The following is a 19,354-nucleotide window of genomic DNA, read 5'->3' as shown; positions in this document are numbered from 1 at the left end:
AACATACGCACGCGCCACAAGCGCCGTCAAGGGCAGTTCTGTCCGAAGGTAACGAGATGCTAACAACTCCGCCTAGCCGCACGGTGAACCTGCTGCTAAGTCCGGAATTTCGGGAATCTTCGCCGCGCGGACGGGTCTTGACGACCGTGTCAACGGCTTTTAACGTTCAGCGCAACTTGTCGAGTAACCGGTTACCAAGCCATCCGCCCCCAGCCGTTCTTGGAGTCTCGACATGGCCTATCGACCCGATCCCTCCAGCCTCAGCCGTCGCGACCTGATCAGGCTCGGCGGCGGCGCCCTCCTCGTCACCACGTCGCTGTCGGCGTGCACCGCCACCGGATCACAGGGCGGATCGCAGCCGTCGAAGAGCGCGCCTCCGGCCGATCGCCCGCTGGAGGCCCCGATGCTCGCCGACCAGATCAAGGCGGGCAAGCTGCCCCCGCTCGCCGAACGGCTGCCCGAGATGGCCGACCGCCTGGTCGTGGACGGGCCCCAGGGCCTGGGCGGCTACGGCGGCACGTACCACGGCGCCTGCCTCGGCGAGGGCGACGACCCGTGGCTGGAGCGCCTGATCGGCTACGAGCCGATGCTGCGCATGGACCCCTCCGGCAAGACGACGCTGCCCGGCACCCTCAAGGAGGTCGCCGCCAACGCCGACGGCACCGAGTACACCCTGCACATGCGCAAGGGCATGCGCTGGTCGGACGGCGAGCCGTTCACCGCGGACGACGTGATGTTCGCGATCGAGGACGTCTACTTCAACGAGCAGGTCACCGCCACGGGGGTGCCGCCGCTGCTGCACGTGAACGGCGAGCGCGCCAAGGTGGAGAAGGTCGACGACCACACGGTGAAGCTCACCTTCGCCAAGCCCAAGGGCGACTTCGTCGACGGCTGCCGCACCGCCACCTGGACGGGGGCCAACTTCGGCTTCTACCCCAAGCACTACCTGAAGGACTTCCACCCGACGTACAACAAGGACGTCGACAAGGACATGGAGAAGAAGGGGTTCGGCGAGTTCGCGGCCTACTGGGAGGACCGGATCAAGTGGTGGAACAACCCCGAACGCCCGACCCTGCACGCGTGGGTGGTGACCGACCCGCTCAACACCGGCGACCGGGCGGTGGCCGAGCGTAACCCGTACTACTGGAAGGTCGACTCCGGCGGCGCGCAGCTGCCCTACATCGACAAGCTGGAGTTCGCGATCATCCAGGAGGCCGAGGTGATGCTGCTCCAGGGCGTGGACGGCAAGCTCGACTTCCACGCCCGGCACATCAACTCCGACGTGAACAAGCCGGTGCTGGCCGAGGGACGCCAGAAGGGCGGCTACCACTTCGTCAAGGTCGAGCCCACCACGATGAACCGGATGATCATCTCCCTGAACCTGTGCCACAAGAACAAGGAGCTGCGCGAGGTCTTCAGGAACAAGGACTTCCGCGTCGGCCTGTCCCACGCCATCGACCGGCAGAACATCATCAACACCGCCTACCAGCGCCAGGGCGAGCCCTGGCAGGCGGCGCCGCACCGCAACTCGGAGTTCTTCGACGAGCAGATGGCCAAGCAGTACACGCAGTACGACGTGAACCTGGCCAACCAGCACCTCGACAAGGCGGGGCTGAGCAAGAAGGACGGCGAGGGCTTCCGCCTGCTGCCGGGCGGCGACCGGCTGCGCTTCTCGCTCGACCTGATCACGCTGTTCCCCGAGTGGGCCAACGCCGCCGAGCTGGTCCGCCAGAACTGGGCGGCGGTCGGCGTCGAGATGAAGGTCAACCCGATCGAGCGCACCCTGTTCTACGACCGCAAGGCGGCCAAGGCCAACGACCACGACGCGAACGTCTGGGCCGGGGACGGCGGCCTGCGCATCGAGATCGACGAGCCGCGCTGGTGGTTCCCCAACGGGGAGGAGTCCAACTACGCCACCCGCTGGGGCATGTACTTCCAGACCCTTGGCAAGAGCGCGGACGGGGAGAAGCCGCCCGCGCAGACGCTGCGCCAGATGGAGCTCTACTGGCAGATGCGGACCGAGCCCGACCAGGCCAAGCGCAAGGAGCTGTTCCGGCAGGTCCTCGCGATCGCCAAGGAGCAGTTCTACGCCATCGGGATCGTCCTGCCCACCGACGGCTACGCGATCGTCAGCAACAAGCTGAAGAACGTGCCGGCCGGCTATCCCGACGCCTTCCAGTTCCTCTCGCCCGGGCTCGTCAACGTGCCGACCTGGTACTTCGGGGCCTGAGACGATGCTGCGCTACCTCGGCAGGCGCGTCCTCGTCCTCATCCCGACGCTGGTCGCCATCTCCGTCATCACGTTCGTGGTGATCCAGCTCCCGCCGGGCGACTACCTGACCACGCTGACCGCGCAGCGGGCCGCCCAGGGCGACGCCGTGCCCACGGGCGAGGTGGCCCGGCTGACCGAGCGCTACGGGCTGGACCAGCCGGTCGTCGTGCAGTACTGGCAGTGGATCTCCAACATCCTGTTCCACGGCGACTTCGGCGAGTCCTTCGACTACGCCCGGCCGGTCACCGCGCTGCTCGCCGAGCGGCTGCCGCTGACGATCACGCTGTCGCTGGTCACGCTGATCTTCATCTGGGCGGTGTCGTTCCCCATCGGCGTCTACTCCGCGATCCGGCAGTACTCCGCGGGCGACTACACCTTCACCTTCCTCGGCTATCTCGGGCTCGCCGTGCCGAACTTCCTGATCGCGCTCGTGCTGATGTGGGTCGGGCTCAAGTTCTTCGGCCTGAACGCGGGCGGGATCCTGTCGCCGGAGTACCGCGACGCCCCGTGGAGCCTGGCCAAGGCAGGCGATCTGGTGGCCCATCTGTGGATCCCGATCGTCATCTGGGGCACGGCCGGCACCGCGGGCAACATCCGCGTCCTCCGCGCCAACCTGCTGGACGAGCTGCGCAAGCCGTACGTGGTCGCGGCCAGGGCGCGCGGCATGCCCGAACGGAAGATGACGATCATGTATCCGGTGCGGGTGGCGATGAACCCGTTCTTCTCCACCATCGGCTGGGTCCTGCCCGGCCTGATCGCGGCGGACGCGATCACCTCCAAGGTGCTCAACCTGCAGACCACCGGGCCGCTGATGCTGCGCGCGCTGCTCGCCCAGGACATGTACCTGGCCGGGGCGATCCTGCTGATCAGCGCCGTGCTGGTGGTGGTCGGGACGCTGGTCTCCGACCTCGCGCTCGGCTGGCTGGACCCGCGCGTCCGGCTCAGGTACTAGGAGGGCCCGATCGTGAAGGATGAGACCCTCGCCGTCGCGTCACAGTGGAAGCTCGTCTGGTGGGGCTTCAAGCGCCACCGGGTCGCGCTGGTCTGCGGCTTCGTCACCGTCGCCATCTACCTGGTCGCGGTCTTCGCGCCGTTCCTCGCTCCCGGCTCCGGCCAGAAGACCAACGCCGACTACACCTACGCGCCGCCGCAGGCGCTGCGCTTCGACACCGATACCGGGCTGTACGTCCACCCGTACACCTTCAAGCAGGACCCGGAGACGCTGGCGCTGTCGTTCGAGGCCGACGAGGGCAAGAAGGTGCCGGTCGGGTTCTTCGTCAGGGGCGAGCCGTACGAGCTGCTCGGGTTCATCCCCTGGGACCGGCACCTGATCGGCCCTTCGAGCGGGGGACACATGTACCTGCTGGGCACCGACTCGGTCGGCCGTGACCTGCTGTCCAGGATCATCCAGGGCACCACGGTCTCCATGTCGATCGGGCTGGTCGGCGTGCTGCTCTCGCTGGTGCTGGGCATCGTGCTCGGCGGCGTGTCCGGATACGTGGGCGGCCGGACGGACACGGTGATCCAGCGTGTCATCGAGATCATCATGTCGATCCCGACGATCCCGCTGTGGATGGCGCTGTTCGCGGCCGTGCCGGCCTCGTGGAGCCAGCTCGAACGCTACTTCGCGCTCACCGTCGTCATCTCGCTGGTCGGCTGGACCGGCATGGCCAGGGAGGTGCGGGGCAAGTTCTTCGCCGTACGCGGCGAGGAGTACGTGATGGCCGCGACCGCCGACGGCGCCGGGCGCCTGCGCATCATGTTCCGGCACATGCTGCCGTCGTTCACCAGCCACATCATCGCCAACCTGTCGCTGTCGATCCCGTCGGTGATCCTGGCCGAGACCGCGCTGTCGTTCATCGGGCTCGGCCTGCAGACCCCGATGATCAGCTGGGGCGTGCTGCTGCAGGAGGCGCAGAACATCCGGGCCGTGTCCACCGCGCCCTGGATGCTGATCCCCGGCATCGCGGTCGTGGTGACCGTGCTGGCCATGAACTTCTTCGGCGACGGCCTCCGTGACGCGGCCGACCCGTACAAGCACTGACGCGGGAGGACCTCGTGGAAGAGCCGCTGCTCAGGATCGAAGGGCTGCGCACCCACTTCTTCACCTCGGAAGGCGTGCTCAAGGCCGTGGACGGGGTGGACCTGCCGGTGCCGGCGGGCAGGACGGTCTGCCTGGTCGGCGAGTCGGGATGCGGCAAGTCCGTCACCGCGCGCTCGATCCTGCAGCTCGTGGACCGGCCGGGCCGGATCGTCGAGGGCTCGATCCGCTGGAAGGGCGCGACCGACCTGGCAGGGCTCGACCCGGCAGGGGAGGAGCTGCGGCGGGTGCGCGGCGGCGAGATCGGCATGATCTTCCAGGAGCCGATGGCGTCCCTGTCACCGATGTACACCGTGGGCGCGCAGCTCTCCCAGGCCCTGCGGCTGCACCGCGACCTGACCAGGCAGGAGGCCCGGCAGGAAGGCGTCGCGTTGCTGCGCAAGGTCGGCATTCCGGACGCCGAGCGGCGCTTCGACGCCTACCCGTTCCAGCTGTCGGGCGGCATGTGCCAGCGCGTGATGATCGCGATCGCGCTGTGCTGCGACCCGGCGCTGCTGATCGCCGACGAGCCGACCACCGCGCTCGACGTCACCACCCAGGCGCGCATCCTCGACCTGATGATGGACCTGCGCGCGCAGAACGACATGGCGATCCTCTTCATCACCCACGACCTCGGCGTGGTCGCGGAGATCGCCGACGAGGTCGCCGTGATGTACCTCGGCAAGATCGTCGAGCACGGTACCGTGGCGGAGATCTTCTCCGACCCCCGCCACCCGTACACGCGCGCCCTGCTCCGCTCGATCCCGGAGCTGCGGGGCAGCGGGGCCCGACGGCGGCTGACCGCGATCCGCGGCATGGTGCCGTCGCTGCACCGGGTGCCGGACGGGTGCCCGTTCCACACCCGCTGCGACCACGCGATCGACGGGCTCTGCGACACCACGCCACCCCCGATCAGGAGGTACGGCGAGGCGCACGTGGCCTCCTGCCACCTCGACGAGGTCCCGGCCGAGCCCCCGGCCGAGCCCCCAACCGCTGTGCTCCAGGTCGCCGAGCGGGCCGCCCCCGCCCCCGAGGCGGCCGGACCCCTGCTCAGGGTCGAAGGGCTCGCCAAGCACTACCCGATCGGCGGCGGTCTGTTCCGCAGGCCGACAGGGGTCGTCCGCGCCGTGGACGGGATCGATCTGACGATCCTGCCCGGCCGGACGCTCGGCCTGGTGGGGGAGTCGGGCTGCGGGAAGACCACGCTCGGCCGCTGCGTCGCGCGACTGGCCGACCCGACCGCGGGGCGGATCCTCTACCGGACGGAGTCGGGGGACGAGGTCGATCTCGCCACGGTGACCGGGGCCCGGCTGAAGGAGTTCAGGAGGCAGATCCGGGTGATCTTCCAGGACCCGTTCTCCTCGCTCAACCCCAGGATGACGCTCCAGCAGATCGTCGGCGAACCCCTCAGGACCCACGGCATCGCCTCCGGCGGCGAGCTGACGGACCGGGTGGCGGACATGCTGGCCCGCGTCGGGCTCCGACCGGAGTACATGCGGCGCTATCCGCACGCGTTCTCAGGCGGCCAGCGGCAGCGCATCAACATCGCGCGTGCGCTGATCACCGGGCCCCGGCTCGTGGTGGCCGACGAACCGGTCTCCGCGCTGGACGTGTCCGTCCGCGCCCAGATCCTGAACCTGCTCACCGACCTGCAGGAGGAGCTGGGGCTGACGTACCTGTTCATCTCGCACGACCTGTCGGTGGTGGAGCACATCAGCGACCGGGTCACGGTCATGTACCTGGGCAAGGTCGTGGAGGACGCCGGCACGGCCGACCTCTACCGGCAGCCGCGCCACCCGTACACCGAGGCGCTGCTGCACGCCGTGCCGGTGCCCGACCCGGGGCGGCGGCGGGAGCGGCACGCGTACGAGATCGCCGACGACCTGCCCGACCCGGCCGCGCCGCCGCCCGGGTGCCGCTTCCACACCCGGTGCGCGCACGTCCGCGCCGAGCTGTGCCGCACCGACGTGCCCGACCTGCGCGCGTACGGCGAGCGGCGGGCGGCCTGCCACCACGCGGCCGAGCTCACCCTCGCCGGGGTGGGGTCAATGGCACGTGAAGCGGAGGTCGACGGCCGGATGGCCGGGCGGGACGTGTAGCCGCAGGCGGTGGACGGTGTCGGGGCGGCCGTGGTGGTCGCGGGTGGCGAGCGTCTCGACCGTCGCCGCGAACCCGGGATGGTCGAGGGTGACCAGGCCGTCCCAGCTCACCCTGTCGCCGCGCGCCTCGGGGCGGATCCGGCTGATGAACACCTCCTCGACCGGGACGTCGCCGGTGAACTCGTCACGCAGGTCGAGCCGGCCGTCCCGGCGCCAGCGGAAGCGGCGGACCACGGGCGACGGGTACGCGGAGCTGAGGTCGAGCGCGAAGGTCAGGCCGCCGGGCGTCTCGGCGTACTCCAGCACCTCGGCGCGCCCGCCGCGCTGGGGGACGCCGCCGACGACCGGAAGCGAGTGGCCCTCCGCCGAGGGGTGCAGGAAGGTGTGGCGCCGGTCGCCGAAGTAGTCCCGCGTGTACTCGCCGGCCCCGAGGTCGTCCAGCACGTTGCGGCCGCCGGCCCTGAGGACGAAGTGGCCGAGGTCGTCGTGGTTGTGCGGCTCGTCGTTGTGCCCGCCCTTGGCCGCGAAGCCGTGGCCGTGCTCCCCCCGGTCCACCACCCAGGCCAGGTCGGGCAGGTAGCTGGTGGTCTCCACCGGCCGTGATGGCACCGGGCGGTACCAGGCGAGCGTCCTGGACAGGTGGCCCCACCGGTAGCAGTGGTCGGCGTGGAAGGAGGGGACGGCGTCCGGCCCGGGGGTGCCGAAACGCTCGGCCAGCCTGGTGAGCAGGCCGGCCGGGAGGAACGGGTCGTCCGTCGTGTCCGAGAACGGCACGTGCCCGCCGTCGGCGAAGCGCACCCGGTGCGGGAACGCGGCCATCGCGGCCACCTTGGGCTGGTCGAGCAGATCCTCCCCGGTGCGCTCGCGCAGCGCCTCGGCGAAGTAGACGAAGTAGCCGAACCCGTAGACCCAGTACGCGACGCCTTCGACGCAGCCGCCGTCGTCCCCGTACCCGTCCAGGAACCGCCGCATCGCGGCCCGGCACCGCTCGAGCACCGGATCGGGGTCGTCCAGCACGGCGAGCGCCGCCATCCCGGCGGCGCCCCCGCACACCGCCTCCCAGTTGTTGCCGAACCCCTCCCACTCCATGGGACGCGGGTCCAGGAACCGGTCGAGGACCCGTTTCCGGACCTCGGCGCGGGCCCGCTCGCCGACCACCGGGTCCACCCGCCCGGCGAGCTCGGCCAGCGTGTGGGCGGTCTCGCAGGCGAACAGGTCGACGGGCATCGACCGATGGGCGGGCAGCACCCACGTGTACTCGTCGCAGGTCGCCCACACCACGTCGTCGAGCGCATCCCCGAAGGGGTCGAGCAGGGCCAGGGCCGCCAGCCTGGCGCGGCGGCCGAAGTAGCGCCGCTCGTAACCCAGCCGCTCTCCCGTGCGCCCGTACTCGCGGAAGGCCGTGTACGGCAGGCCGGGCAGCGGCTCGTCGCTCGCCGCGACCTCGCGGATCTCGCGTTCCAGAGCGGACAGCACGGTCCGATCATAAGGAACGGGCGGCCCGCGGCATCCCGCCGGGGCCGCCCGCTTCGCCGGGTCAGCCGCTGGTGAGCGTGAAGCCCTGCTCGGTGCCGAAGGCGGTGATGCGGTCCTGCCACGCCTTCAGCGCGCCGGCCAGGTCGCCGCCGCCGTCGATGGCCTGGCCCACGGTGTCCTTGAAGACGCTGTTGGCGTACACCTGGAACGGCAGGTACTGCCAGCCGGGGTTGACGGCGGCCGAGGCGTCGCCCAGGACCTGGTTGATCTTCTGCCCGCCGAAGAAGTCCTGCGGCGCGTCACGGAAGGCCGGGTCGTCGAGCAGCGCCTTCGTGGCGGGGAACAGCCCGGCCTCGGAGTTCAGCGACTTGACGGCCTCCGGGTCGGAGTTGAGCCACTCGGCGAAGGCGACGGCGGCCGGGATGTTCTTGCTCTGCGGGATGACCGCGACCGACGAGCCGCCGTTCTCGGCGTTCATCGGCTTGGCCGCGTCGAACTGGGGCATCGGCGCGACCGCCCACTTGCCCTTCGTCTTGGGGATGGAGCTGATGATGCCGTTCGGGGCCCAGGCGCCGGTCAGCCAGGCCGCGTACTTGCCGGAGCCCATGCCCTTCCACCACTCGTCCGTCCAGCCGGGCTGCGGGTCCACCAGCTTCTCGCCGAGCAGAGTGGTCCAGGTGCTGACCCACTGCTTGGCGCCGGGGTCGGAGGACAGCGTGACGCCGACCGAGCTCTCGCCCGAGGTCTTGAACGGCGCGCCGCCCGCCTGCCAGATCATGCTGTCCACGCCGCCGGCGTCACCGGGGTCGATGGTGGTGAGGAAGTTGTCCGGGTTGTCGGCCTTGATCTTCTTGGCCGCGTCCACGAACTCCGCCCACGTGGTCGGGGGCTTGATCTTCAGCTTGTCGAAGATGTCCTTGCGGTAGAACATCGCCATCGGGCCGGTGTCCTGCGGGATGCCGTAGACGCCGCCGTTGAGCGCCACCTGGCCCCACGCCGCGGGGGCGAACTTGTCCTTCAACGAGGCGGCGCCGTAGTCCGCCAGGTTGACGACCTGCTTGGCCAGCGCGAACTGCGGGAGCGCGAAGTACTCGACCTGCGCCACGTCGGGCGCGCCGGATCCGGCCTTGATCGCGGTCTGCAACTTGGTGTACTGGTCGGCGGACTGCCCCGCGTTCACCACGTTGACCTTGATGTTCGGATATTTCGCCTGGAAGCGGGCGACGGTCTTCTCGATCCCCGTGACCCAGGTCCAGAACGTCAGCTCGGCCGGCTTGCTCAGCGCGTCCTGGACGGCCGCCGTCGCGCTCGGGGCGGCGGCCGGTGCGGTGGCGCCCCCTCCAGAACCGCCACCGCACGCGGCCAGCGCCAGCGACAGGGCCGCGGCGACACCGGCGGTCATCGCATGTCTTCTCATGATGTTTCCTCACTCACGGGGGTTACTGCTTGACGCTTCCGGTGGCCAGGCCCGACTGCCAGTACCGCTGGAGCACCAGGAAGGCGACGATCAACGGCACGATGGACAGCAGGCTGCCGGTCAGGATGAGCTGGTAGCTGGCGTCGCCGGCGCCCGAGGTGCCGCTGTTGGCCTGGGCGTTCCACTGGTTCAGCCCGACGGTGAGCGGGAACCAGTCCGGCGAGTTCAGCACGATCAGCGGCAGGAAGTAGTTGTTCCAGGTCGCGACCAGCGCGAAGAGCAGCACCGTGACGAACCCGGGGGCCAGCAGTCGCAGGGCGATGGTGCGGAAGATCCTGAACTCTCCCGCGCCGTCGATGCGGGCCGACTCCAGGATCGAGTCGGGCACGGCGTCGGCCGCGTAGACCCGCATCAGATAGAGGCCGAACGGGCTGCACAGCGCCGGGATGAGCACCGCCCACGGGGTGTCGACGAGCCCGACCTGGCTGAAGAGCAGGTACGTCGGCACCGCCAGGGCCGTGCCCGGGATGGAGATCGCGCCGAGCACCATCGCGAACAGCAGCTTGCGGCCAGGGAAGTCGTACTTCGCCAGGGCGTACCCGCCGAGGGTGGCCAGCAGGGCGGCGCCGCCCGCGCCCACCACGGCGTAGAGCACGGTGTTGCCGAACCAGCGCAGGAAGATGCCGTTCTGGTAGCTCAGGGTGTCGCCGATGTTGGCGAACAGGTGGAAGTCCCCGCCGAACCAGAGCCCGAAGGTCGAGAACAGGTCGCCGCTGCTCTTGCTGGCGTTGGCCAGCAGCCAGAACAGCGGGAGCACCGCGTACCCGAACATCACCAGCATGAGCACGGTGAGGGTGGCGCTCTTCCTGCGGCGCTTGGCGGTGGGGGATCGGTGCGCGCCGGACCGGCGCGTGGCGACCGCGGTCACAGGGTCTGCTCCCTTCTCGCCGTGATGAGCTGCACGGCGTACGCGACCACGACGGTGACGAGGCCGAGGACCACGGCGACGGCGGCCGAGTAGTTGATCTGCTGGCCGTTGAAGGCGAGGTTGTAGGCGTACATGTTGGGCGTGTAGCTGGTCGAGATCACCGCGGGCGCGAGCTTCTGCAGGATGTTCGGCTCGTTGAAGAGCTGGAAGCTGCCGATGATCGAGAAGATCGTCGCCACGAGCAGCGCGGGGCGCAGGGCGGGCAGCTTGATGCTCCAGGCGACGCGGATGGCGCCCGCCCCGTCCATCTCGGCGGCCTCGTAGAGCTCCTCGGGGATGGCCCGCAGCGCGGCGTACAGGATGATCATGTTGTAGCCGACGTACTCCCAGGTCACCATGTTGCCGATGGAGGTCAGCATCCAGGGGCGCGACAGCAGGTCGGGGGCCGTGACGCCGAGCGCGTCGCCGATCTGGCCCACCAGGCCGAACTGGTCGCCGTACATGTAGCCCCACATGAGGGCCGCCACCACGGCCGGCACCGCGTACGGCATGAAGATCGAGATGCGGAACAGCGACGGCCAGCGCAGCCGGCCGCTGTCGATGGCGAGCGCGCACCCCAGGGCGATGAGCAGCATGACGGGCACCTGCACGACCAGGAAGAGCGCCACGCGGAGCAGGCCCGCCCCGAACAGCGCGTCGCCCAGGGCGCGGGTGTAGTTGGCCACTCCGGAGAAGACCGTGCCGCCGATGAGGCGGTCCTGGAAGAAGCTGAGGTAGATCGCGTACGCCAGCGGCGCGACCACCGCGACCAGGAAGACCACGAAGAACGGCAGGAAGAAGGCGTAGCCGGCGACCCGCAGGCGCAGGAGCGGCCGGCCGAGGCCGGGCCGCGCGGCCCGCGCGGTCATGTCGCGCTCCTCTGCGATGTTCGCGCTGCCACGAATACTGGCACTGAGCTCTCCTTGTCGGGGGCCATCTGCGGCGGATGAGCCGCGCTGCTACCTGCGCCACCGTGGGCCTGCCCGCTGCGGTAGCTGCGATGATCGTGTGTTTACGTAAACATGAAGAAGGTGTCCCGTAGTCTGGAGCCGCCGCAGGATCATGTCAATAGGTAACCGTCAGTTAACATACGTGGCGATTTGGTGGTCTTTTATGTCGATCTCTCGGGGCCATTGACGGCTGGGGCATGTTTACGTAAACATCTGGCGAGAGCATCGGACGATCAGAGGTGGCAGTTGGACGGGACGACCCAGGAATCACCGGCGGGACGACGCTCGCGCAGGCGGCCGTCCATGGCCGACGTCGCCGCGATGGCCGGGGTCTCCAGCCAGACGGTCTCCCGGGTGGTCAACAACCGCAGCAACGTCGAGGAGGAGACCCGCCAGCGCGTGCTGTCGGCCATGCGGGTCCTCGGCTACCGGCCCAACACCGCTGCGCGCGCCCTGGTCACCGGCCAGTTCCGCACCCTGGGCCTGATCAGCTTCGGGCTGTCCAGCTTCGGCAACGCCCGCACCGTCGACGCCGTCACCCGGGCGGCGCAGCGCGCCGGCTACACCGTGAACATGATCGCCGTCGAGTCGCAGACCGAGCAGGCCGTGCACGAGGCGTTCGACCAGCTCACGGTGCAGGCGGTCGACGGCATCGTGCTCATCGAGGCGCAGATCCTCGACACCCCCTCGCTCCGGCTGCCGCCGGGCGTCCCGGTCGTGATGGCCGACGGCGACGTCAGCCACCGCCACCCCATGGTGGACACCGACCAGGCCCTCGGCGCCCGGCTCATCACCCGTCACCTGCTCGACCTCGGTCACGAGACCGTCTGGCACGTCGCCGGGCCCGAAGACTCCTACGCCGCGCGGCGCCGGGCCGAGTCCTGGCACGCCACCCTCAAGGAGGCGGGGGCCGCCACTCCGCAGTTACTGTTCGGCGACTGGAGCGCGGCCAGCGGCTACAAGGCAGGACGTGAGCTGGCGCGGCGGCCCGGCGTGACGGCCGTCTTCGCCGCCAACGACCAGATGGCCCTCGGCGTGATGCGCGCGATGATCGAGGCGGGTCACCGCGTCCCCGAGGACGTCAGCATCGCCGGCTTCGACGACCTCGACGAGTCGGCCTACCTCTCCCCGCCGCTCACCACCGTCCGCCAGGACTTCGACGTGGTGGCCGAGAAGATCGTGGCGCTCATGATCGGCCAGATCGAGACCGGGGCGGCCCCGTCCGCCACCGCTTTCGTCGCCCCCGAGCTGGTCGTCCGGCAGAGCACCGGCGCGCCGCCCCGTACGTGACCCAGAAAGAAGGGAGGAGCGGCGGACCTCGCCCAGGCGAGGCCGCCGCGCCGACGATGAACGCCGTTCCTCGCGATGTCAGCCCGGTCCCCGGGACCGCCGGCGCCCCGTCACCGGCCGACCGGCTCCGGCGCCGGCTCGGCGGCGTGGCCTTCGGCGGCGACTACAACCCCGAGCAGTGGCCGGCCGAGACCAGGGCGGAGGACCTGCGCCTCATGGCCGAGGCCCGGGTCAACCTCGTCACCGTCGGCGTGTTCGGCTGGGCCCGCGTGGAGCCGGCGCGCGGCGCGTACGACTTCTCCCTCTTCGACCAGGTCCTGGATGACCTGCACGCGCACGGGATCACCGCCGACCTGGCCACCATGACGGCCTCGCCGCCGCCCTGGCTGGTCCACGAGCATCCCGAGATCCTGCCGGTCACCGCCGACGGGACCGTGCTCGGCCCCGGCGGGCGGCAGCACTTCTGCCCGTCCAGCCCGGTCTACCGCGAACGCGCCGCGCTGCTGGCGGAGCGGCTGGCCGAGCACTATCGCGGCCACCCGGCCCTCGGCCTCTGGCACGTCGGCAACGAGTACGGCTGCCACATCCCCGCCTGCTACTGCGAGGTGTCGGCGGACGACTTCCGCCGCTGGCTGCGCGAGCGGTACGGCGACGACATCGAGGCGCTGAACGACGCCTGGTCGACGGATTTCTGGGCGCAGCGCTACGCCACCTTCGACCACATCCGGCCGCCCCGCGTGGCTCCGACGTACCCCAACCCGGCCCAGCAGCTCGACTACCTGCGCTTCGGCAACGAGGCGCTGCGCGCCTGCTACGACCTGGAGGCCGGCATCCTGCGGCGCGTCACCCCCGACGTGCCGATCACCACGAACTTCCTGGCCGGCCTGAAGGCCGTGGACGTCTTCGACTGGGCGCCCGGGCTGGACGTCGTCGCGGTCGACTCCTACCCCGACCCCCACGACGAGCGGCCGCACCTCGGCCCCGGCCTGGTGTACGACACGATGCGCGGAGCCGGCGGCGGGGACCCGTGGATCCTCATGGAGCAGGCGCCGAGCGCGGTGAACTGGCGGGCCAGGAACGCCGTCAAGCAGCCGGGCCAGATGCGGCTGTGGAGCTGGCAGGCGGTCGCGCACGGCGCCGACGCGGTCCTCTACTTCCAGTGGCGGCAGTCACGGGGCGGCGCCGAGAAGTTCCACTCCGGCATGGTGCCGCACGCGGGCGCCGACAGCAGGGTCTACCGCGAGATCGTGGCGCTCGGCAGGGAGCTGGCCTCGGTGCCCGACCTGGCCGGCACGCGGGTGCGCAACCAGGTGGCGATCCTGCTCGACTGGAACAGCTGGTGGGCGCTCGAGCTCGACTCCCACCCCTCCGACGGCGTGCGCCAGCAGGACCGCCTGCTCGACCATTACGGACCCCTGTTCGAGCTCGGCGCGGGCGTGGACGTGGTGCCGCCGTCGGCCGACCTGACCGGCTACCGGCTCGTCGTCGTGCCCAACCTGTACCTGCTGGCGGGCGAGGACGCGCGGCGCGTCTCGGCGTACGTCGCCGGCGGCGGCGCGCTGGTCGTCTCGTTCTTCAGCGGGATCGTGGACGAGCACGACCGGGTCCACCTGGGCGGCTATCCCGCGCCGCTGCGTGAGGTCCTCGGGGTGCGGGTCGAGGAGTTCTGGCCGGCGGCCGAGCACGAGACGTTCCCCGTACGGGGCTGCGGTGCGCTGGCGCACCTCGAGGGGACGGCAGACCTGTGGCGCGAGGACCTGCGTCTCACCGGGGCCGAGCCCGAGGTCGTCTTCGACGGCCCCGACGGCCGCCCGGCCGTGACCAGGCACGACTTCGGCGAGGGAACCGCCCGCTACCTGTCGACCCGCCTCGACGAGGCCGCCATGCGGGCGGTCCTCGCGCGGGCGCTCGCCGAGGCGGGCGTCACCCCCGCCGTCGAAGGGCTGCCTCCGGGGGTCCAGGCGAGCGTGCGCGCCGGCGCCGGCCGCCGCTTCCTGATCCTGCTGAACCACACCGGCGAGAAGCACGACGTGACCCCCGGCGGGGAGTGGACCGACGCCCTCTCGGGCGAGGACGTCGAGTCCGTCACGCTGCCGCCCTCGGGCGTCGCCGTGCTCCGGTCCGTGGCGGGTCAGTAGACGAAGGGCCAGCCCGCGCTGTCGTACCCGAGGAGGTTGATCCCCAGCAGGGGCGCGCCGTTGTCGGCGTAGTAGTGGTAGTAGAGCACCTCGGCGTCGCTGTCGGGGACCACCGCCTGGTGGCCCGGCCCGTGCACGCTCCCGTGCCCGGCCAGGACCTGGGTGCCACCGCCCGAGGTCATGGCGACGCCGTTGCGGTCCACGTACGGGCCGGTGACACTGGTCGAACGGCCGACCATGATCCGGTAGGTGCTGCTCGCCCCCTGGCAGCAGGCGTCGAACGACACCCACAGGTAGTAGTACGAGCCGTGGCGGAAGATGAACGGCGCCTCGATCGCGGTCGTGCCGGTGCGCTGGGCCAGGCCGGTGATCGAGGTGCCGAGGCGCTTGCCGGTGGCGGGGTCGAGCTGGATGAGCTTGATTCCGGTCCAGAACGACCCGAAGGAGAGCCACCAGCGGCCCTGGGCGTCCACGACGAGGTTCGGGTCGATGGCGTTGTAGTTGCTCGACGAGGTGGTCGAGATGATCATGCCCTGGTTCGCCCAGGATCCTGACGCGCCCGTGGTGCTGGTGGCCAGGAAGATCGCCGAATTGCGCGAGCCGAACGTCGAGGCCGAGTAGTAGAGGTAGTAGCGCCCGTTGCGGTAGGAGATGTCGGGCGCCCACAGGCTGGCGCTGCCGCCGGTGTACGACGTGGTCCACGGCGCGCCGCCGGGGAAGACCACGCCGGCGTTGTGCCAGGCGGTCCGGTCGGTCGAGGTCTTGATCGTGATGTTGTCGCTGGTGTGCACCAGCAGGTAGGAGCCGTCGGGCCGCTTGACCACGCTCGGGTCATGCACGCCGATGTCGCCCGTCACCCGTCCGGGGTTGGGATAGGCCGCCGGGGGAGTGGTCGGCGTGGCCAGGGGCACGGGCTCGGGCCGCACCGCGGCGGCACCGAGCAGGAGGGCGACGAGAGCTCGTTTCCACATGACGTGACCTCGGCGGTGGGGGGCTTGACTGCGACAGTCAGGGTTACCGGTCACATGAGTGGTGTCAAGCACGCCTGCCGCCCTCGCAGGTCGGGCGCCTGAAACTTTCACACCCGACCTGCGCTCCGCTCATGACGAGGGCGGTTCGGTCAGCTCGCGCAGGCGGCGCAGCAGCGCGGCCTGGCGGGCGTGCGCGCGTACGACCAGCACCAGCGCCCCCGCGACGAACAGCCCTCCGACCGCCAGCGGCAGCCCGAGCCCGGTGCCGCGCTGGACGGCGAAGGCGGCCAGCACGCCAGTGGTGGTGAGCGAGGCGGCCAGGCCGAGCCAGGCGGCGATCACCCGGTCGGCGGCGAACAACGGCACCCGGCGCGTCACCAGCCAGCCGCCGTAGCAGGCCCAGGCCAGGCAGAACACGGTGAGCGTCGCGAAGGCCAGGTGCGTGCGTCCCGGCAGCGGCCCGGGCTCGCTGCACCACAGCGCGCCCGCGAACAGCGCCCCGGCCGACCCGGCGGCCAGCGCCACCACCGCCCGGAGCCGCCGCTTCGGCGACAGCGCGGGCTCGAGCCGCTCGATCATCTCTCGCGCCGACAGGCGCGGTTCGTCCTCGGTCATGCCCGGGATCCCTTCTCCTCGAGGTGTTCACGCAGCAGGCGACGGGCACGGTTGAGCCGGGACTTGACCGTGCCGGCGGGGATCCGGCAGATCTGCGCGCAGTCCTCCACCGACAGGTCCTCCAGGTAGAACAGGACGAGGATCTCCCGCTCCAGCACCGGCAGCTCCGACAGCGCGCTCACCAGCTCGGCCCGATCCACCACAGCCTCCACCGGGTCTTCGGCGACCACGGCGCGGCCGGCGAGCTCCTCCCGGGCGTACTGGCTGCGCAAGCGGTCGGTCACCGACCGGCGGGCGATCGTGAACAGCCAGGGCGCGAACCGGGCGGGCTCCCTCAGCCGCGGCAGGCCCCGGATCACGGCCAGCCACACCTCCTGGCTCACGTCGTCGGCCCGCTCGGCGTCCAGCATGCGCCGTACGTACGTCCACACCGGCACCCGCCAGCGCTCCACCAGCTCGGCCAGTGCCGCCCGCTCACCCAATTGGGCGCGGACCACCAGCAGCTCATCGGTCATCTCGTCCTCCCGTCACCCAGCACAGTCGGACGAGAAGCCGGCCAGGTTCACCCTTCGGCCGAAAGTACTACGCTGCCGGCGGCCGAAAGGCGGAACGAGCACGAGCCCTTCCGCCGATGAACCGGCCCCGCCCCCGTTGCCACCATCGAGCCATGACCCCTACGAAGGCGGGCCGGCTCATCCCGGCCGGACTGCTCGTACTCAGCGCCGTCCCCGTGCTCGCGGGCGCCGCCCGCGCGGCCGAGCTGGCCGGCGGCGCCGCCATCCTCCCGGACGGCGCCCGCTTCCACGCCGACCCCGTGCCCGTGATGCTGCACATCGTCGGCGTCACCGTTTACAGCGTCCTGGGCGCCTTCCAATTCGCGCCCGGCTTCCGCCGCCGCAGGCCCGCCTGGCATCGGGCGGCCGGGCGGGTGCTGGTGCCGTGCGGCCTGCTCGCGGCGCTCACCGGCCTGTGGATGACCCTGTTCTCCGACCTTCCCGCCGACGACACCGGACTCCTGACCGTCTTCCGCCTGGCGGCCGGCACGGCTATGGCCGGCTCCCTCGCCCTCGGCTTCGCCGCGATCCTGCGGCGCGACGTCGCCCGGCACCGCGCCTGGATGATCCGCGCCTACGCGCTCGGCATGGGCGCGGGCACGCAGGCGGTGCTCTTCGCCGTCTGGTACGCGGCTACGGGCGGCGAGGCCCATACCGTCGCCAGGGCACTGCTCCACGGCCTGGCCTGGGGCATCAATCTCGCCGTGGCCGAATGGGCCATCCGCAGGACGGCCCCCGGTCAGCCGGTCGGCGGGGCGGATCAGCCGTTCGGCGGGGTGAAGGGCTCAGCCGCCGATTCATGACATGGACGGATGTGTGGCTCGCTGCCGGATTGAGAGGCTGACGGCCCCTAGCCAGTCGGAAGGAGCGAGAACACATGCCAGAAGCGAGCGAGGGAAATACGGGCGCGGCGGTGAGCCGTCGTGGGGTGCTCGCCGGTGCGGGCGCCGCGGCGGTCACCCTGCTGGGCACGGGCGACGCCGAGGCCCAGACCGCGCCGGAGGTGTTCGGCCCGGTGACCGTACGTCCCGGCGACATCCGCTACGACCAGCTGCTGCGCGGCAACAACTTCCGCTTCGTCGGCCGCCCGGACGAGATCCGCGTGGCCGGGTCGACCGAGCAGGTGGTGCGCGCGGTGCAGGAGGCGGTGCGGTCCGGCCGGCGGGTCGCGGTACGCAGCGGCGGTCACTGCTTCGAGAACTTCACCGCCGACCCGGCCGTACGGGTGCTGCTGGACCTGTCCCCGATGGACGCGGTCGGCTACGACGCCGGCCGGCGGGCGTTCTCCGTGCAACCCGGCGCCACCCTCGGTCACGTGTACCGGACGCTGCTCACCGGCTGGGGCGTGACGATCCCCGGCGGCAGCTGCCCGGAGGTGGGCGCCGGCGGGCACTTCGCGGGCGGCGGGTACGGGGCGCTGTCCCGGCGGTACGGCTCGGTGGTGGATCACCTGTACGGCGTGGAGGTCGTGGTGGTCGACCGCGACGGCACCGCCCGCGCGGTCGTCGCCACCCGCGACCCGGACGACCCGAACCACGACCTGTGGTGGGCCCACACCGGCGGTGGCGGCGGCAACTTCGGCGTGGTCACCCGGTACTGGCTGCGCTCGCCCGGCGCGACCGGCACCGACCCGTCCCGGCTGCTGCCCCCGGCGCCGCGGCGGATGGTGCAGCACGTGGTCATCTGGTCCTGGGAGCACATGACCGAGCAGGCGCTGACCGGGCTGATGCGTAACTTCGGGACCTGGCACGAGCGCAACAGCGCCCCCGGCTCCCCTTACGCCGGGCTGTACGGGCTCCTCCAGCCCTCCCACCGCTCCGGCGGGACCGTCATGCTGGTCGCGCAGATCGACGCGGACCTGCCCGGCGCCGACGACATGGTGACCGGCTTCGTGTCGGCGGTGACGGACGGGGTCGACCTCACCCCGGTGTACGACCAGCGGCGGACGATGCCGTGGCTGCACCGGATGACCTGGCCGGGCAGCGGCGAGCCGGGCGACGTGATCACCCGGCGGTACAAGATCAAGGCCGGCTACCTGCGCCGCTCGTTCACCGAGACCCAGCTGGCGGCCGTCTACCGCAACCTGGAGAACGAGACCGGCGGGCCGGGCGCCGGCATGCTGCTGGTCGGCTACGGCGGGCAGGTCCGCGCGGTGGCGCCCGGGGCCACCGCGATCGCCCAGCGCGACGTGGTCATGAAGGCGGTCTACCAGACGATCTGGGACGAGGAGAAGAAGGACGGGGCCAACCTCGCCTGGGTCCGCGAGTTCTACCGCGACGTGTACGCCGGCACCGGCGGCGTGCCCGTGCCCGGCGAGGTCAATGACGGCTCCTACATCAACTACCCGGACGCCGACCTGGCCGACCCGGCGTGGAACACCTCGGGCGTGCCCGCGCAGACGCTCTACTACAAGGACAACTACCCGCGCCTGCAGCGGGTGAAGGCCCGTTGGGACCCGCGCAACGTCTTCCGGCACGCGCTGGCCGTCGAACCTCCCCAGGCCGGTTGACCGGCATCCGGGCTAG

The 19,354-nt window shown here is 70.9% G+C and carries 15 protein-coding genes; 8 read left to right on the top strand and 7 right to left on the bottom strand.

The window, feature by feature from the left end:
• The first annotated feature begins 232 nt into the window (after positions 1-232).
• The 4 genes from ACWDRB_RS10005 to ACWDRB_RS09990 are packed head-to-tail and all read left to right on the top strand — an operon-like array spanning position 233 to position 6,451.
• Positions 233-2,230, top strand: a complete 1,998-nt coding sequence (locus ACWDRB_RS10005; RefSeq protein ID WP_449892708.1) for an ABC transporter substrate-binding protein — start codon at positions 233-235, stop codon at positions 2,228-2,230.
• A gap of 4 nt (positions 2,231-2,234) precedes the next feature.
• Positions 2,235-3,224, top strand: coding sequence for an ABC transporter permease (locus ACWDRB_RS10000; RefSeq protein WP_397369321.1), 990 nt, complete (start codon positions 2,235-2,237; stop codon positions 3,222-3,224).
• A 12-nt stretch (positions 3,225-3,236) separates the two neighbouring features.
• Positions 3,237-4,316 (top strand): ABC transporter permease, encoded by a 1,080-nt coding sequence (locus tag ACWDRB_RS09995; protein WP_355195422.1) that lies wholly within the window; start codon positions 3,237-3,239, stop codon positions 4,314-4,316.
• Between the two features lie 14 nt (positions 4,317-4,330).
• A complete protein-coding gene (locus ACWDRB_RS09990; protein ID WP_449892707.1) occupies positions 4,331-6,451 on the top strand; it encodes an ABC transporter ATP-binding protein in 2,121 nt (706 codons plus the stop codon).
• Here ACWDRB_RS09990 and ACWDRB_RS09985 read toward each other — a convergent pair.
• The 4 genes from ACWDRB_RS09985 to ACWDRB_RS09970 all read right to left on the bottom strand — a co-directional run bounded on the left by ACWDRB_RS09985 (position 6,398) and on the right by ACWDRB_RS09970 (position 11,180).
• On the bottom strand, positions 6,398-7,927 hold the full coding sequence (locus tag ACWDRB_RS09985) for a hypothetical protein (protein WP_449892706.1): 1,530 nt from the start codon (positions 7,925-7,927) through the stop codon (positions 6,398-6,400). The genes ACWDRB_RS09990 and ACWDRB_RS09985 overlap by 54 nt on opposite strands.
• A 61-nt stretch (positions 7,928-7,988) precedes the next feature.
• Positions 7,989-9,344: an ABC transporter substrate-binding protein gene (locus ACWDRB_RS09980; RefSeq protein WP_449892705.1), complete on the bottom strand. Its 1,356-nt coding sequence runs from the start codon at positions 9,342-9,344 to the stop codon at positions 7,989-7,991.
• 22 nt (positions 9,345-9,366) lie between these two features.
• A complete protein-coding gene (locus ACWDRB_RS09975) occupies positions 9,367-10,272 on the bottom strand; it encodes a carbohydrate ABC transporter permease (RefSeq protein ID WP_363964876.1) in 906 nt (301 codons plus the stop codon).
• Complete coding sequence (locus ACWDRB_RS09970) at positions 10,269-11,180, bottom strand: carbohydrate ABC transporter permease (RefSeq protein WP_449892704.1); 912 nt, start codon at positions 11,178-11,180, stop codon at positions 10,269-10,271. The genes ACWDRB_RS09975 and ACWDRB_RS09970 overlap by 4 nt, the downstream gene beginning before the upstream one ends.
• A 384-nt stretch (positions 11,181-11,564) precedes the next feature.
• Here ACWDRB_RS09970 and ACWDRB_RS09965 point away from each other — a divergent pair, with 384 nt between their 5' ends.
• Positions 11,565-12,551, top strand: a complete 987-nt coding sequence (locus tag ACWDRB_RS09965; protein ID WP_364248968.1) for a LacI family DNA-binding transcriptional regulator — start codon at positions 11,565-11,567, stop codon at positions 12,549-12,551.
• 56 nt (positions 12,552-12,607) lie between these two features.
• Positions 12,608-14,689: a beta-galactosidase gene (locus ACWDRB_RS09960; protein ID WP_449892703.1), complete on the top strand. Its 2,082-nt coding sequence runs from the start codon at positions 12,608-12,610 to the stop codon at positions 14,687-14,689.
• Here the strand turns inward: ACWDRB_RS09960 and ACWDRB_RS09955 are convergent.
• From ACWDRB_RS09955 to ACWDRB_RS09945, 3 genes are all read right to left on the bottom strand, one after another.
• A complete protein-coding gene (locus tag ACWDRB_RS09955) occupies positions 14,683-15,660 on the bottom strand; it encodes an arabinan endo-1,5-alpha-L-arabinosidase (protein ID WP_449892702.1) in 978 nt (325 codons plus the stop codon). The two genes, ACWDRB_RS09960 and ACWDRB_RS09955, sit on opposite strands and share 7 nt — an antisense overlap.
• A 129-nt stretch (positions 15,661-15,789) precedes the next feature.
• A complete protein-coding gene (locus ACWDRB_RS09950) occupies positions 15,790-16,275 on the bottom strand; it encodes a hypothetical protein (protein WP_449892701.1) in 486 nt (161 codons plus the stop codon).
• Entirely contained in the window at positions 16,272-16,790 is a 519-nt protein-coding gene (locus tag ACWDRB_RS09945) for an RNA polymerase sigma factor (protein ID WP_449892700.1), read from the bottom strand. Before ACWDRB_RS09945 ends, ACWDRB_RS09950 begins: the two co-directional genes overlap by 4 nt.
• A 152-nt stretch (positions 16,791-16,942) precedes the next feature.
• Here ACWDRB_RS09945 and ACWDRB_RS09940 point away from each other — a divergent pair, with 152 nt between their 5' ends.
• Both ACWDRB_RS09940 and ACWDRB_RS09935 read left to right on the top strand, forming a co-directional pair.
• On the top strand, positions 16,943-17,632 hold the full coding sequence (locus tag ACWDRB_RS09940) for a DUF2306 domain-containing protein (protein WP_449892699.1): 690 nt from the start codon (positions 16,943-16,945) through the stop codon (positions 17,630-17,632).
• 74 nt (positions 17,633-17,706) lie between these two features.
• Positions 17,707-19,338, top strand: coding sequence for an FAD-binding oxidoreductase (locus tag ACWDRB_RS09935; RefSeq protein ID WP_449892698.1), 1,632 nt, complete (start codon positions 17,707-17,709; stop codon positions 19,336-19,338).
• The last annotated feature ends 16 nt before the right edge of the window (positions 19,339-19,354 follow it).

Source organism: Nonomuraea sp. NPDC003707, assembly GCF_053587055.1.
The sequence above is the reverse complement of the archived record's forward strand: the minus strand, read 5'-3'. Positions and strand labels throughout refer to the sequence as shown.

Coding starts and splice junctions, on each gene's coding strand:
- ACWDRB_RS09945 (WP_449892700.1), bottom strand. CDS start 16,790: ATGACCGATGAGCTGCTGGTGGTCCGCGCCCAATTGGGTGAGCGGGCG.
- ACWDRB_RS10005 (WP_449892708.1), top strand. CDS start 233: ATGGCCTATCGACCCGATCCCTCCAGCCTCAGCCGTCGCGACCTGATC.
- ACWDRB_RS09955 (WP_449892702.1), bottom strand. CDS start 15,660: ATGTGGAAACGAGCTCTCGTCGCCCTCCTGCTCGGTGCCGCCGCGGTG.
- ACWDRB_RS09950 (WP_449892701.1), bottom strand. CDS start 16,275: ATGACCGAGGACGAACCGCGCCTGTCGGCGCGAGAGATGATCGAGCGG.
- ACWDRB_RS09960 (WP_449892703.1), top strand. CDS start 12,608: ATGAACGCCGTTCCTCGCGATGTCAGCCCGGTCCCCGGGACCGCCGGC.
- ACWDRB_RS09965 (WP_364248968.1), top strand. CDS start 11,565: ATGGCCGACGTCGCCGCGATGGCCGGGGTCTCCAGCCAGACGGTCTCC.
- ACWDRB_RS09935 (WP_449892698.1), top strand. CDS start 17,707: ATGCCAGAAGCGAGCGAGGGAAATACGGGCGCGGCGGTGAGCCGTCGT.
- ACWDRB_RS09970 (WP_449892704.1), bottom strand. CDS start 11,180: ATGACCGCGCGGGCCGCGCGGCCCGGCCTCGGCCGGCCGCTCCTGCGC.
- ACWDRB_RS10000 (WP_397369321.1), top strand. CDS start 2,235: ATGCTGCGCTACCTCGGCAGGCGCGTCCTCGTCCTCATCCCGACGCTG.
- ACWDRB_RS09980 (WP_449892705.1), bottom strand. CDS start 9,344: ATGAGAAGACATGCGATGACCGCCGGTGTCGCCGCGGCCCTGTCGCTG.
- ACWDRB_RS09940 (WP_449892699.1), top strand. CDS start 16,943: ATGACCCCTACGAAGGCGGGCCGGCTCATCCCGGCCGGACTGCTCGTA.